This is a genomic window from Kosakonia sp. R1.Fl (genome assembly GCF_023516815.1).
Lineage (GTDB): Bacteria > Pseudomonadota > Gammaproteobacteria > Enterobacterales > Enterobacteriaceae > Kosakonia.
In genome coordinates, this window is sequence record NZ_JAMGSQ010000001.1 from 3,538,740 (window position 1) to 3,553,462 (window position 14,723).

13 protein-coding genes are annotated in these 14,723 nt (G+C 55.1%); 5 read left to right on the forward strand and 8 right to left on the reverse strand.

The window, feature by feature from the left end:
- Positions 1-165 precede the first annotated feature (165 nt).
- On the forward strand, positions 166-1,080 hold the full coding sequence (locus M8Q36_RS16765; RefSeq protein ID WP_249881632.1) for an N-acetylmuramic acid 6-phosphate etherase: 915 nt from the start codon (positions 166-168) through the stop codon (positions 1,078-1,080).
- A 266-nt stretch (positions 1,081-1,346) separates the two neighbouring features.
- Positions 1,347-3,002: a malate dehydrogenase (quinone) gene (gene mqo, locus M8Q36_RS16770; RefSeq protein ID WP_249881633.1), complete on the forward strand. Its 1,656-nt coding sequence runs from the start codon at positions 1,347-1,349 to the stop codon at positions 3,000-3,002.
- A 43-nt stretch (positions 3,003-3,045) separates the two neighbouring features.
- Here mqo and M8Q36_RS16775 read toward each other — a convergent pair whose 3' ends face one another.
- From M8Q36_RS16775 to M8Q36_RS16785, 3 genes are all read right to left on the reverse strand, one after another.
- Positions 3,046-4,389 carry an MFS transporter gene (locus M8Q36_RS16775; protein ID WP_249881634.1) on the reverse strand — a complete coding sequence of 448 codons (1,344 nt, stop codon included), beginning with the start codon at positions 4,387-4,389 and terminating at the stop codon, positions 3,046-3,048.
- A 383-nt stretch (positions 4,390-4,772) separates the two neighbouring features.
- Positions 4,773-5,633, reverse strand: a complete 861-nt coding sequence (gene uilS / locus M8Q36_RS16780) for a UilS family quorum-quenching N-acyl-homoserine lactonase (protein ID WP_249881635.1) — start codon at positions 5,631-5,633, stop codon at positions 4,773-4,775.
- A gap of 66 nt (positions 5,634-5,699) precedes the next feature.
- A complete protein-coding gene (locus tag M8Q36_RS16785; RefSeq protein WP_249881636.1) occupies positions 5,700-7,454 on the reverse strand; it encodes a sigma-54-dependent Fis family transcriptional regulator in 1,755 nt (584 codons plus the stop codon).
- Between the two features lie 274 nt (positions 7,455-7,728).
- Here M8Q36_RS16785 and exaC point away from each other — a divergent pair, with 274 nt between their 5' ends.
- Positions 7,729-9,249: an acetaldehyde dehydrogenase ExaC gene (gene exaC, locus M8Q36_RS16790; RefSeq protein WP_086874175.1), complete on the forward strand. Its 1,521-nt coding sequence runs from the start codon at positions 7,729-7,731 to the stop codon at positions 9,247-9,249.
- A gap of 27 nt (positions 9,250-9,276) precedes the next feature.
- Entirely contained in the window at positions 9,277-10,308 is a 1,032-nt protein-coding gene (adhP, locus tag M8Q36_RS16795) for an alcohol dehydrogenase AdhP (RefSeq protein ID WP_016495704.1), read from the forward strand.
- Between the two features lie 38 nt (positions 10,309-10,346).
- Here the strand turns inward: adhP and M8Q36_RS16800 are convergent, their stop codons facing one another.
- Positions 10,347-11,231, reverse strand: coding sequence for an alpha/beta fold hydrolase (locus tag M8Q36_RS16800; protein WP_249881637.1), 885 nt, complete (start codon positions 11,229-11,231; stop codon positions 10,347-10,349).
- 85 nt (positions 11,232-11,316) lie between these two features.
- On the opposite strand from M8Q36_RS16800, the gene M8Q36_RS16805 reads away from it, so the two are divergent.
- Entirely contained in the window at positions 11,317-11,679 is a 363-nt protein-coding gene (locus tag M8Q36_RS16805; protein ID WP_249881638.1) for a MerR family transcriptional regulator, read from the forward strand.
- 36 nt (positions 11,680-11,715) lie between these two features.
- Here the strand turns inward: M8Q36_RS16805 and gap are convergent, their stop codons facing one another.
- From gap to M8Q36_RS16825, 4 genes are all read right to left on the reverse strand, one after another.
- Complete coding sequence (gap, locus tag M8Q36_RS16810; RefSeq protein ID WP_249881639.1) at positions 11,716-12,726, reverse strand: type I glyceraldehyde-3-phosphate dehydrogenase; 1,011 nt, start codon at positions 12,724-12,726, stop codon at positions 11,716-11,718.
- 83 nt (positions 12,727-12,809) lie between these two features.
- A complete protein-coding gene (locus tag M8Q36_RS16815; RefSeq protein ID WP_249881640.1) occupies positions 12,810-13,790 on the reverse strand; it encodes a GlxA family transcriptional regulator in 981 nt (326 codons plus the stop codon).
- 142 nt (positions 13,791-13,932) lie between these two features.
- Positions 13,933-14,133, reverse strand: a complete 201-nt coding sequence (locus M8Q36_RS16820; protein WP_160269805.1) for a hypothetical protein — start codon at positions 14,131-14,133, stop codon at positions 13,933-13,935.
- Between the two features lie 66 nt (positions 14,134-14,199).
- Positions 14,200-14,706, reverse strand: a complete 507-nt coding sequence (locus tag M8Q36_RS16825; RefSeq protein ID WP_016495710.1) for a ferritin-like domain-containing protein — start codon at positions 14,704-14,706, stop codon at positions 14,200-14,202.
- Positions 14,707-14,723 lie beyond the last annotated feature (17 nt).

The window sequence follows — 14,723 nt, forward strand, 5'->3', positions numbered from 1 at the left end:
CAATTATTCACATCAATATATTTATTATCACCGAAGGCGTAAAAATCTTAAAGCGGCGTGAGAAGCACAAAATGCGCGGTGTAACCGTGAAGCGTGACCCCATTCGCAGGTAAGGCAGATAAATAACCTTATAGTGAGTGTGGAACCATTCAGAAGGAGCAGGGTATGAGCAGTAAGCCAAACGGTTCACTAGTGGAACGTCGCAACCGCCGCACGACCGACATCGACCGGCTCGCCACGCTGGATATGCTGACGCTCATCAATGAGGAAGATAAACAGGTTACCGACGCGGTAAGCGCCTGTTTGCCGGAGATCGCCCGGCTGGTGGATAACGCCAGCGCGACGCTGAACCGCGCCGGCCGGGTGGTGATTATCGGTGCGGGCGCGTCCGGGCTGGCAGCGATACAAACCGCACAAGGTTTTGCCCCGGATTCGCGTCACGGCGTTATCGGCTTGTTGGCCGGTGGTATCAATGCTAACGCGCAAGCGCGTGACGCGGCGGCGGCAAATTATGAACGCGGGGTTGCCGATTTACAGGCCATCAACTTTAGCCATGACGATATGCTGGTGGCGCTGTCGGTCAGTGGTAAAACGCCGTGGACATGGGGCGCGCTGCGCCACGCCTGGGTGCTCGGCGCACGCATCGCGCTGGTTTGCCGGGGTCACGATAGTGAAGCCGCCCGGTTAGCGGATATCGTGCTGGCACCGGACAGCGGCGCGGAGGTGGTGAGTGGTTTTAGCGAACCGAAAGCGCGGCTTGCCCAGCAGCAAATCCTCAACATGCTGGCAACCGGTCTTGCTATCCGTACCGGGCGTGTTTATAGCAACCTGCGGGTGGATGTGCAGGCGACCAGTGTGCACTGGGCAGAGCGGCAAATCACGCTGGTGATGGCGGCGACGCAGTGCTCTCGCGAGCAAGCGAAAAGCGCGCTGGAGAGCTGCGACCATAACTGCCGTACGGCGATATTAATGGTGCTGACCGGTCTGGATGCCTGGCGCGCGCGCGATCTGCTAACCGAGAATAACGATCATTTGCGAATTGCCTTACAGGAGGCGAAAACGCATTTTGCTGATGTCTGAATAACAAAAAAGCCCGCAGGTACTCATCTTGCGGGCTTTTTTATTTTCGTTTAATTTTCCAGGAGTCGTTTGATATTTCTCTGCTTTAAAATAAATCTCGTCGCTATTAATTCCACACAAATTATGTCACTGCTTTTTTTAATTTAAAAAAGCAATGAAATAATATTTACCGATATGAGCTGATTTGTGAATGATATTTTAAATTAACGTAAAAGTGCGTTAATATCTGTTTTCACAAATCACACCTGCTATGTAACCTTATAATTATGCCTGCAATGAAAAAGACAATTATCTCGCTGAGCGCCGTCGCGTTACTCGTCAGTTCAGTGACCAGCGCGTACGCAGAAGAGACGCAAAAAACGGACTTCCTGCTGATTGGCGGCGGCATCATGAGCGCCTCTCTGGGCACCTGGCTGCAAGAGCTGCAGCCGGAGTGGAAACAAGTGATGGTGGAAAAACTCGATGGCGTAGCGCTCGAGTCTTCTAACGGCTGGAATAATGCCGGCACCGGTCACTCGGCAAATATGGAACTTAACTACACGCCGCAGCGTGCGGATGGTTCTATTGATGTCAGCAAAGCGCTGGAAATTAATGAGCAGTTTATGATTTCCCGCCAGTTCTGGTCGGCACAGGTGAAGCGCGGTATTTTGAATAACCCGCACGCTTTTATTAATTCCACGCCGCACATGAGTTTCGTCTGGGGCGATAATGTGGATTATCTGGCAAAACGTTATGCCGCTTTGCAGCAAACGACCTTATTCCAGGGCATGAAATTCTCCACCGACCATCAGCAAATTAAACAGTGGGCACCGCTGGTGATGGAAGGGCGCGACCCGAACCAGAAAGTCGCCGCCACCTGGACGCCGGTTGGCACCGATGTTAACTACGGTGAAATTACCCGTCAGCTGGTCGGTAGCCTGAAAAAAAGCAGCAACTTCTCGCTGCAGACCTCTTCCGAAGTGACCGATTTCAAACGCAATGCCGATAACTCCTGGCATGTCACCGTCAAAGACGTGAATAGCGGTAACGAGCACGCCATCGATGCGAAATATGTCTTTATCGGTGCCGGTGGCGGGGCGCTGAAGCTGCTGCAAAAAACCGGCATCCCGGAAGCGGATAACTACGCGGGCTTCCCGGTCGGCGGTTCCTTCCTGATGACGGAAAACCCGGCGATCACCAGCCAGCACCTGCAAAAAGTCTACGGTCAGGCGTCCGTTGGCGCACCGCCGATGTCGGTGCCGCATATTGATGCCCGCTTTATTGATGGCAAACGTGTGGTGCTGTTCGGGCCGTTCGCGACCTTCTCCACCAAGTTCCTGAAAAACGGCTCCTTCTTTGACCTGCTGAGCACTACCACCACCAGCAACTTTATGCCGATGACCCACGTAGGGCTCGACAACTTCGACCTGGTGAAATACCTGATTGGTCAGGTCATGCTGAGCGATGAAGACCGCTTTGAAGCACTGAAAGAGTACTATCCGCAGGCGCGTAAAGAGGACTGGAAACTGATCCAGGCCGGCCAGCGTGTGCAGATCATCAAGAAAGATGAAGACAAAGGTGGCGTGCTGAAACTCGGCACCGAAGTGGTGGTCGATCAGCAAAAAACCATCTCTGCGCTGCTTGGCGCATCGCCGGGCGCGTCGACGGCTGCGCCAATCACTCTGAATGTGCTGAAGAAGATGTTCCCGGAGCAGTTCAACTCGCCGCAGTGGCAGAGCAAAATCCGCGACATCGTGCCGAGCTACGGTCAGGAGATGAACGGTAATGTGGCGTTGACCCAGAAAGTGTGGGATGACACCGCCGCCACGCTGCAACTGGCGAAACCGCCGGTGATTCAGATGAACGATCAGAGCAACGCGCCTGCCGACAAACCGGCAGAAGCGAAAAGCGAAGCCTCCCCGCAGCACGATATGGCGCTGTAAAGAGAAAAGGGCGCACCGCGGTGCGCCCTTATTTTTCCGGTGCTTACTGCGCTTTTTTCAGCTCGATACGTTTGATTGGACCAACAATCACCACAAAGCTGAAAATGGCAACCAGCGCGTGCAGCGCGACAAACACCAGCGCCCACTCAAAATGACCGGTCGCTTTGACGATATAACCAATTACCACTGGTGAAATAATGCCGGCAATGTTGCCGCACAGATTAAAGAAGCCTCCGGCGACGCCCGCCATCTCTTTCGGTGCGGTATCGGACATCACCGCCCAGCCCAGCGCGCCAATCCCTTTACCCAGAAAGGCCAGCGACATAAAGAAAACGACCAGGTAAATCGAATCAACGTAGTTGCAGAACACCATCACCATCGACAGCAACATACCAAGCACAATCGGCGTTTTGCGGGCAATCGACAGCGACTGGCTGAGGCGCAAAATGAGATCGGAAATCACGCCGCCAAGTAACCCGCCGACAAATCCGCAAATTGCCGGAATAGCGGCAATAAAACCGACAGTTTTAATATCCAGCCCTTTTTCCATTGCCAGATACAGCGGAAACCAGGTAATGAAAAAGAAGGTTAAAACGTTGATGCAGTACTGACCAAGATAAACACCAAGCAGCATACGGTTGGTGATTAACTGCTTAAATGCGGCAAAATCAAATGCCGGGCCCGTGCGCACTTTACGCTGATCCATATCCACCAGCGCGCCACCGTTGCGAATATACTCAATTTCTTCACTGTTAACGTGCGGATGATTTAACGGATTATGTACAATTCTTGCCGCAACAAAGGTAATAATTACCCCCAGCGTACCCATAAAAATAAAAATGGATTGCCAGCCATAATTAAGCGTTAACCACCCCATTATTGGCGCAAAAATAGCCGTGGCAAAATATTGCGCTGAATTAAAAATCGCGGCGGCTGTTGCCCGCTCTTTCGACGGAAACCAGGCGGCGACAAAACGGCTGTTGCCTGGCATCACCGGTGCTTCAAACAGACCCACCAGAAACAATAAAATGGTAAAGCAAATAATTGCGCCGAAGCCGTGGAAGATCTCCACGCAACCTTGCAGCAGCGTAAACACCGACCACATGCACAAACCGCACAGATAGACTTTTTTCGACCCGAAACGATCAAGTAACCAGCCACCGGGAATTTGTGCCAGGCAGTAAGCCCAGGCAAAAGCAGAGAACACCCAACCCATTTGTCCAGGGTTGATACCAAGTGCGGCAGACATGTCTTTACCGGCAATCGCCAGCGTAGAACGATCGCCGACGCTCACCGCCGTAATTACAAAGAGGATAATAACGATATGCCAGCGGACATTCGTTTTTTTCGCCTGTGCGACGCCCTCAAGATTATTCACCTGACTCATGCGAAACCACCTTAAATTTGCCATAAATTCGAAATGTTAATAATCAATACATTCCGGCTCGGTGCTTTCGGAGTGAATGGATTATTAACATGAGCGCAGTGGATTTATTTAGATTAAGTCTCTTTATACGGGTGCATTAATTTCCCTGATCATTATTCACTTTGCCAAAGATAGGATTATCCCCATCCGCAGACAATGTGCATTTGCATAACAAAACGTACTTATTTTTCCATGCCTTAGACTTTAGCCAATTTTATTTGAAGCCGATCACAAAATTCGCATACGCAAAAATAATATTACTGAGGAAACAATTTTTATTGTGTCGAGGAGAGGAATAACGAAGCGTGAGCGTGACGGGTCAGGCAACCCGTCACGAATATCGATTAAAGATAGGTAGTAAACCAGGCTATTTCAGCATGGCTGACGCGCGCAAAATGTTCGCCAGTGTAAACATCATAGTGTCGCGCGTCGCTCTCTTCGTATAACGCTTTTTTCTCGGCCGCGACGGCGGCGAACAGCGCCCGCCCATATTCCGGCGGATTGACGGTGTCCTGCCCGGCGACGACCACCAGCGAAGGGCAGGTGACCTCGCGCGCAAAGTGCGCCGGGTTGTAATTCAGCGTTTCCCGTACGGTAAGGAACGGAATTTTAATATCCATTTCCGGGAACCGGGCGCGGTTTTCCTCAAAAAAGGCTTTCGACTCGCTGTCGCTGACCACGCGAGTAATGGCGACAAACATCTCTTTCCCGGTGGCGCGCTGTTTTTCCGCCATTTTATCCAGCGTGGCGATAAATGCGCTTTTCTCATCCGCGTTCATCTTGCCGGTAACCATCTCTTCTCCATCGGCAAACGCCAGCTGGCTGACAAGACATTTAATGCTGCGATCCTGCGCCGCGGCGGCAAAAACATGACAGCCGCCGAATGAGGTGCCCCAAAGTCCAACTCTGTCAGGATCAAGCCCCGGTTGCTGGCGCGCCCAGTCAACGACCGAGAGAATATCGGCAATTTGCAACGCCGGAACCAGCCGACCGCGTTCACCGTCGCTGTCGCCAAAACCCCGATAATCGAAGGTGATCGTCGCAAAGCCTGCCTGGTTAAATGCCTCGACAAATTCAGGTAGCAGGATTTTTTGAATGCCGCAGAAGCCGTGACACAGGATGATCACCGGCTGGTCTTTATCCGTGGCCTGCATATGCAGCGTTACGGCGATACCGTTGGCGAGTTTATGGGTCGAAATATCCATATTATGTATATATCCCTTTTGTATCATTTATATTTAAAATCAAATGGTTAAAAACAACGTGTTATCTTACTCGCTGGTTTGTCGTTTCTCCAGCCGCCGATAAAGTGTGCTGCGTGAAATACCCAGTTTTTTCGCCGCCAGGCTCATATTGCCCTGCGCTTCGTCAATCGCGCTCTGCTCATCCTTCGGCGTGACCGCAGCCACAGGCCGACGCGGGGCGGCTATCTCGGCCGGTAAATCCTCAAGCGTAATGCAATCACCGTCTTCCGCCAGCGCCATCAATACCCGCAACTGGCTGAGTAACTGGCGCACATTGCCCGGCCAGGGGCGGCCTGCCAGCGCGGCGACCACCTCGGCGCTAAGGGTAAGGCCACGGCTGGCTGCACCCAGTTCCTGCCACAGTTTTTGGATAAACCCATCAACATTCTGCCATTCGCGCAACGGGGGAATGCGCAGGTGAAACTCCTGAATGCGGTACAGCAGATCTTCGCGGAATGTCCCGGCCTGCACCCGTGCGGCGAGATCCTGATGGGTGGCACAAATCAGCGTGAAATTGACGTCATACACACTGTTGGCACCCAGCGGCGTCACTTTTTTCTCCTGCAACACGCGCAGCAGGCGGGTTTGCAGCGCCAGCGGCATATCGCCGATTTCATCAAGGAACAGCACACCGCCGTGGGCTTCCCGGCACTTACCGATATAGCCTTTCGGGCTTGCGCCGGTAAACGCGCCGGGGACATAGCCAAACAGTTCGGACTCAATCAAATGCTCCGGGAGCGCCGCACAGTTAATGGCGACGAAATTTCCCGTACGCCACTGGCTGCGGGCATATAACTCGCGTGCCAGATACTCTTTTCCGCTGCCGGTTTCGCCCGTCACACACAAGGCAATCCCGGCATTAACAATGCGTAGCGCTTTCTCTTTTTCCCTGGTCAACTGATCCTGCGCAAATGCCGTGCCGCGCCCGATATAGCGCCGCGCAGGCAGCGTCTGACGCGCGTAGTAGCGCCGGGTATTGCTGGCGTCGAGGGTGGTTTCGCCCACCTGTAAACCGGCCTGCGGGAAAAGGGTTTGCAACGAGAGTTCACCAAAATGCTGGGAGGTCAGCGAAAATTCATCCATCGCCAGCTTGTTTGCGCCGAGCAGGGTTTGATCGGCGAAAATCAGCAGCAACTCTTGCGCACTGCCGAGCACAGACGGGTCATGATGCAGACTCAGCAGCCAGCGATCGGCACCGAGCGCGCTGGTGGCCCATTCATGCTCTATTTGGCACACCGCGCGACGGATCAGCGCAGCGGCATCGCGGCGTGGCGTCTGGGCGGGTGTCGAGAGATCTAAAACGCCAGCAATTTGCCCATCTGGTCGGAAAACGGGGGACGCCGAGCAAAACAAGCCTGCGTTGCGGCTGAGATAATGTTCGCCGCCGGAGACTTCACAGTGGCGTTGCAAGGCCAGCGCGGTGCCTATCGCGTTGGTGCCGCGCGCGTGTTCACCCCACAGGTTGCCAGGTGCCAGCGCATAGCGCTGCGCTTTTTGCAGAAAGTCGCGGTTGCCGTGGGTCTCCAGCACCAGACCGGTCGCGTCGGAAAGCACCATTATCGACGGATGACTGGCAAGCTCCGGGCGCAATCGCGCCAGCAGCGGGGCGGCCAGATGGTTGACCCAACCGTTTTCCGCGCGGGCGTCTTTCAGCATCGATGTCGCCACCCAGGGCTGGGCGTCATCATCGCGGGTCAACCCGTAGCTGCGACTACGCTGCCAGGAAGTTTCAAGCAAGCAGGGTAACCCGGCAGGAGCGAGGGACAAGGCGCGTGGCGGCATGTGACTCTCCATTAAATGAGATGTTACATTTGTGTAGCATAACAGTGTCCCGTATGTAGCGACGTGCGACACACTTCCCGCACCCGGTACCAGCCTTTTTTGTGTCATTTCATTCCGGCAAAAGTCTGGCTTTCAGTTATTTTCTTGTTTTATCAGCATAAATTCACCTGCGACGGATCGTTTTCTACGACCTGGCATAAGAACTGCTTATGACCCTGTGTCCGCCACGATGCGCGACGCCTCACCTGTACCGATAATAAAAGAGGAACATCTTATGAAATATGTCCACCCTGGCCTTGCTGGCGCGAAAGTCTCTTTTAAACAGCGTTATGGCAACTATATTGGCGGTGAATTTGTTGACCCGGTGGAAGGGCGTTGGTTTACCAACACCTCGCCGGTCACCGGACAGGTGATTGCCGAATTCCCGCGCTCAGATGCGGCGGATATTGAGAAGGCTCTGGACGCAGCGCATGCTGCCGCCGACGCCTGGGGAAAAACCAGCGTGCAGGATCGCGCCAATGTGCTGCTGGCCATTGCCGATCGCATCGAAGCCAATCTGGAAATGCTGGCATTAACAGAAACCTGGGATAACGGAAAACCGATCCGCGAAACCATGGGCGCGGATTTGCCGCTGGCTGTTGATCACTTCCGTTATTTCGCCGGTTGTATCCGCGCGCAGGAAGGGACAGCGGCAGAGATCGACAGCAATACAGTTGCTTACCACATCTATGAACCGCTGGGCGTGGTCGGGCAGATCATCCCGTGGAACTTCCCGCTGCTGATGGCGGCGTGGAAACTGGCGCCGGCGCTGGCGGCGGGCAACTGCGTGGTACTGAAACCGGCTGAACAGACGCCGCTTGGCATCTGCGTGTTGATGGAACTGATTGGCGATCTGCTACCCAAAGGCGTGCTGAATGTGGTGCACGGCTTCGGCACTGAAGCCGGTGAACCGCTGGCGCGCAGCAAACGCATCGAAAAAATCGCCTTTACCGGCTCCACGCCGATTGGCCGCCACATCCTTTCGTGCGCGGCGGAAAACATCATCCCTAGCACCGTCGAGCTCGGCGGCAAATCACCGAATATTTACTTCGAAGATGTGATGAATGGTGATGAAGGCTTTATTGATAAAGCGGTGGAAGGCGTGGTGCTCGGCTTCTTCAACCAGGGCGAAGTCTGCACCTGCCCGTCGCGCGTGCTGGTGCAGGAATCGATCTATCCGCAGTTTGTCGAAAAAGTCATCGCCCGCATGGAAAACATCCGCAAAGGTGACCCGTTTGACACCGACACCATGATTGGTGCGCAGGCGTCACAAGAGCAGTACGACAAGATCCTCTCTTACATCTCGATTGCCCGCGACGAAGGCGGCGAAATCATTACCGGTGGCGCTCACGTGGAACACGGCGACGGGCTGCAAAACGGTTTCTATATCCAGCCGACATTGATTAAAGGCCATAACGGGATGCGCTGCTTCCAGGAAGAGATTTTTGGGCCGGTGCTGGGCATTACCACCTTTAAAGATGAAGCCGAAGCGCTGCGTATCGCTAACGACACCGAGTTTGGCCTCGGCGCCGGGGTGTGGACGCTGGATATTAATCGCGCATGGCGCATGGGGCGCGGCATTAAAGCAGGTCGCGTATGGACAAACTGTTACCACCTCTACCCGGCACATGCGGCGTTTGGCGGTTACAAAAACTCGGGCGTCGGGCGTGAAACCCACAAACTGGCGCTGAGCCACTATCAGCAGATCAAAAACCTGCTGGTGAGTTACAGCGGTTCGCCGCTGGGGCTGTATTAATTATCTACATCAGGATGAGGCGATAATATGCAACTGAAAACCATGAAAGCCGCAGTGGTGAAAGCCTTTGGTCAGCCGCTGGTAATTGAAGAGGTGATGGTGCCGGCGGTTGAACCGGGCAAGATCCTCGTCAAAATTGAAGCGACCGGCGTGTGTCACACGGATTTACACGCCGCCGATGGCGACTGGCCGATTAAACCGAACCCGCCGTTTATCCCCGGCCACGAAGGTGTCGGCCATGTGGTGGCTGTCGGGCCGGGCGTGAAGCATGTGAAAGAGGGCGATCGTGTCGGTGTGCCGTGGCTCTACTCAGCATGTGGTCACTGTGAACACTGCCTTGGCGGCTGGGAAACCCTGTGCCATTCGCAGCAAAACTCCGGCTATTCGGTAAACGGTACGTTTGCCGAATATTGCCTGGCCGATGCCAGCTATGTCGGGATTTTGCCGGATAATGTCGATTTTCAGAGTATCGCGCCGATCCTCTGCGCCGGGGTGACAGTCTATAAAGGGCTGAAAATGACCGAAGCGCGCGCCGGAGAGTGGGTGGTCGTGTCGGGTATCGGCGGTCTGGGACACCTGGCGATCCAGTACGCGGTGGCGATGGGCATGAACGTGGCGGCGGTCGATATTGATGATGACAAGCTGGCGTTTGCCCGCCGTCTCGGTGCCTCGGTGGTGGTCAATGCGCGCCAGGAAGATCCGGGAACGCGTTTCCATAGCGAGTTTGGCGGTGCGCACGGCGTGCTGGTGACCGCGGTATCGCCAAAAGCGTTTGAGCAGGCAACCACCATGATGCGCCGTGGCGGCACCATGGTGCTCAACGGCTTACCACCGGGGAAATTCGACCTGTCGATTTTTGACATGGTGCTCGACGGCACCACGGTGCGCGGTTCGATTGTCGGTACGCGTAAAGATCTGCAGGAAGCGCTGGATTTCGCCGGGCGCAACAAAGTGCATGCGGAAATCGCCGTGGAGCCGCTGGAGAATATCAACAGTATCTTTGAGCGGATGCGCGCCGGGAAAATCACCGGCAGGATCGTCGTTGATATGTCGAAGTAACAGAGTAAAAACGGGGCAGCGATGCCCCGTTTTGTGTTTCAGGGCAGGAAATCTGCAAACTCTGCCAGCTGCTGGCTAAAACGGGCTGGCTCTTCCAGGAACGGAGCATGCCCCGAATGGTCAAACCACACTGCGCTAATCCGGGGATTCACGCTTCTGGCCCGCGCCAGCGACGCCTGCGGATCCACCAGTTGATCATGCCTGCCGTAGATAAAGCGTACCGGGATTGTCGCTTTTCCCAACCCTTGCGCAAGCGCAACTTTCATTGACGGCACGGCGCGTTGCATCTCCCAGGAGGCCATCGCCGCATTGGCTTGCAGGCGCGCAAACGTGACCGCGTCAGGCTGCTGGTAGAAGCAGAGCCGCAGAAACTCGCGCTCGCCATCCAGGTGGGTGGCTAAATCCGCCGAGGTCATCGCCTGATAGACTTGCGGGTGCGCCGGGATCTGATCGGGCGTTAACTCCACTACGGCGTCGACATACAGCGCACCAGACAGGGCTCTGTCACCAAACTGCGCCAGGTAGTGACTGATCACCGCGCCACCCAGCGACCAGCCGACCAGCAGCGGTTTTTTTGCATGGCTTGCGGCAATCACGGCGGCGACATCTTGCGCCCAGCGGCTTCCCTCGCGGTAGGCCTCAGCCTGCGTCGGTTTTGCCGACAGACCATGGCCGCGCATATCAAAACTGATTAAGCGAAAACGTTGCAAAGCCGGATCCTGACGCTGTTTTTCCCAGTTCAGGTGGCTGCCTAATAAGCCGTGAATAAAAATAATCGGTTTACCTTGCGGCGAGCCGGACTCTTGTACCGCCAGTTCCACACCGTCCGCCGAGGTCACGGTGTACTGTTTGTCGCTGGCAAACAGTGAGGCGGAAAAGCTGAATAACAAAATAGCGAGATAACGGCCAGGGGATAACAGCATAAAATGTTCCTCCAGATGAATGTTCGCGGCTATCCTCAACCCTGACACTGGTGTCAGAGTCAAGCCATTTACCGGGAGGAAGAGAATGTTTTCAATTGGCGAACTCGCCCGACAAACGGGCATCAGCGTGCGCTCTATCCGCCATTATGATCGCCACGGTCTGCTGTGCAGCACGCGTGCCTGCAACGGTTATCGCTACTTTCCACCGCAGGCGCTCGGCCAGGTGAGGCAAATCCAGCAGTTAATCGCCACGGGGTTTAGCATTGCTGAAATTGCCGCCTTTCCTGCCTGTATGCGCAATGAAGAAGGGGCGACGATGTGTCCGCAAACGCGCGCGTTACAGCGTAAACGGCTGGCGACGATTGAGGCGCAAATCGCCACCCTTGAACGCCGCCGCGCGCAACTGGTTGCCGCTCTGGGCGCGACAAAACAAAAAACGACGCCCTGAGGCGTCGTCATAATGTGCAGGGCGGAAGTCTCGCCGTTATAAACCGCGTTTGCCGATCAGGCTTGCCAGTTCGACCAGGCGATTTGAGAAGCCCCACTCGTTATCATACCAGGCGAGGATTTTTACCAGATTGCCGCCAATCACCAGTGTTGATAATCCATCAATGATTGACGAACGCGGGTCGCCCTGGTAATCGCTGGAAACCAGCGGTTCGTCGCTATAGCCCAGAATACCTTTCAGCGGAACGGTCTCTGCCGCTTCGCGGAACGCGGCATTCACCTCTTCGACCGTGACATCACGTTTCAGCGTGACCGTCAGGTCAACAATCGACACCACCGGAACCGGCACGCGCAGAGAGTAGCCTGTCAACCGGCCGTCGAGTTCCGGGATCACTTTGCCGAGCGCTTTCGCCGCTCCGCTGGAGTAAGGCACAATCGACAGCGCCGCAGCACGCGCGCCTCGCAGATCTTTTTCCGGCTGGTCATGCAGCGCCTGGCTGTTGGTATAGGCGTGGGTGGTGTTCATCAGGCCATGTTCGATCCCGAAGCGCTGATGCAGCACTTGCGCGGCAGGGGCCAGGCCGTTGGTGGTACAACTGCCGTTGCTGACCACAAAATGGCGTTTGGGATCGTACTGGCTGTCGTTCACGCCCAGCACGATGGTTAAATCATCATTTTTACCGGGTGCGGAGATAATCACCCGTTTTGCGCCGCCGCGGCTGATATGCACTTCGGCTTTGTCGCGTTCGGTGAAGAAACCGGTGGCTTCAATCACCACTTCCACGCCAACATCGCGCCATGGAATGTTGCCCGGATCGCGTTCGCTGAACACACGCACCGCGTTGCCATCGACGAACAACTGGCCTTCACCCGCTTCTACCGGAACGGGCAGGGTGCCGAGCAGAGAATCATGTTTCAGCAGATGGGCGAGGGTTTTGCTGTCTGCCAGATCGTTAATCGCCACGATCTGAATCTCCGGGTTGCCCAGCGCCGCGCGTAACACGTTGCGTCCAATTCTGCCAAAACCATTAATGCCGACCTTAACCATAATTGACTCCTTCCTGTGCGGTAACTAACTGCAGTTACTGTAGGCCGGTCATGGTTTGGCGTAAACGACAAAAAAGGATCACTTTACGCCAATTTGCGGCAGTGGAAGCGCTGGCGATAATCGCCTGGTGTCAGGTGTAACTGGCGTTCGAAAATGCGCCGCAGATTGATGCTGCTGCCAAAACCGGTGGCGGCGGCGATCTGCTCCAGCGTTTCACCGGTTTGCTCCAGCCGGCTACGTGCGGCGGCGAGCCGCGCTTCGGCCACGTAGCGCGCAGGAGAAACGCCGCTTTCACGGGTAAAGACGCGGGTGAAATTGCGCGGGCTCATTGCAACCTGTTCCGCCAGCCGCTCAACAGATAAATCCTCAGCCAGGTTGGCAAGGATCCAGTTTTGCAGTTCGCTGATTGGCCCGACGCCGCTGGCCTGCTGCAATTGATAGCGGCTGAACTGCAACTGCCCGCCGGGACGGCGCAGGTACATCACCATGTTCTGTGCGATATCCAGCGCCAGCGAGAAGCCGTAATCATCTTCGACCAGCGCCAGCGTGAGATCGAAGCCGGAACTGACGCCGCCGGAGGTCCAGACTGGCCCGTCCTGAATATAGAGCGGGCCGCCTTCAACAGTAATCGCGGGGTACTCCTTCTGCATGGTTTCCAGTAACCGCCAGTGAGTGGTTGCGCGCCGCCCGTTGAGCAATCCACTTTGTGCCAGCAGCATCGCGCCGCCGCAAATAGAAACCACACGGCGCGCGTGCGGCGCGGCAAGGCGCAGCCAGTCCACCACGGCCGTACCTTCTTCGGCATCAGTACCGCGACCGGTTATCATGATGGTATCCCACGGCTGGCGCGGATCGATTTCCGGCAGGCGATGATCCGCCAGCAGGTTCAGCCCGGACTGTCCGTGGATCACCTGATGTGGCTGGGTGGTGGCAACAGCAACGCGATAGCGCGGCTGGGCGGTCTCATCCGGATGCAGCTGGTTGGCCTGCATCAGAATGTCGGCAATACCGGCGGCTTCGAACAGCATGCCGCCATCAGGAACAATAATCAGGAATGTTTTCATGTCCTGAAACGTACGCTAATTACATTTTAAGTCAAGCAGGTGCGGAAGAGGGCGGATGACGGGCAATAAAAAACCCGGAGTCTCCGCTCCGGGCAAATCTAACAAGACACAAAATGTTATGGAATAACGCGGTCTGTGAGCGTTATTCGCTGGCCTGTTTACGGTTAGCCATGGTCGTGACCAGATATTCCTGCACGGGGTCGAGAGAAAGATCGGGTTGCGGCAATTCAGCCTCATCATGGTTGCTGGCGGGTTGTCCGGCGACAAACGGTTTTTGCTCCCGGGCGCGTTCAAACTCACTCAACACCTGCCAGCCGAGATCGTCACTGGCACGGTTGTTCATTAACACATTCCTTACGCGTTTCAGCTTTGGCAGCATCGTCGTCTCTCCATTAACAATAAACGCAGGTTATTTTTTCGCTTCAACGCCGGGCGCGCTGGAGCGGTCAAGGAATTGGGTTGTCACTTCCGGCACGTGCTGGAGCATCCACTCCGCCATTTCAATCTCTTGCGCCACGATTTTTTGCAGCACCTGCACGCCGTTAACATCGCCCAATTCTTCAGCCGTTCTAATCAATGAGGTGTAGCACGCAATTTCAAATTGCTCAAAGACATAGCCACCTATTGCGCCTTTAACCACCTCGTCGGAATTAAAGACACCGCCAACGGCCTGACCCATCGCCGCCATTTTACCCATGGTGTCTTTGAGGACCGATCGCGATATTCCGCATTGATCAATAAGCCCTTCAAGTAACACTATTTGTTCGCGGGTTTCGGCTAAATGACTTTCAATTTTGCTTTTCAACACAGGATAATTATCGATGCGTTTAGCCATTGCCTCCAGCATCGACTCTGCCTGTTTTTCCATCCCATGTGCGTCACGTAGCCAGTCGTGATAATTCTCTTCGCGTGTCATACGTTTACCTCAGGTGG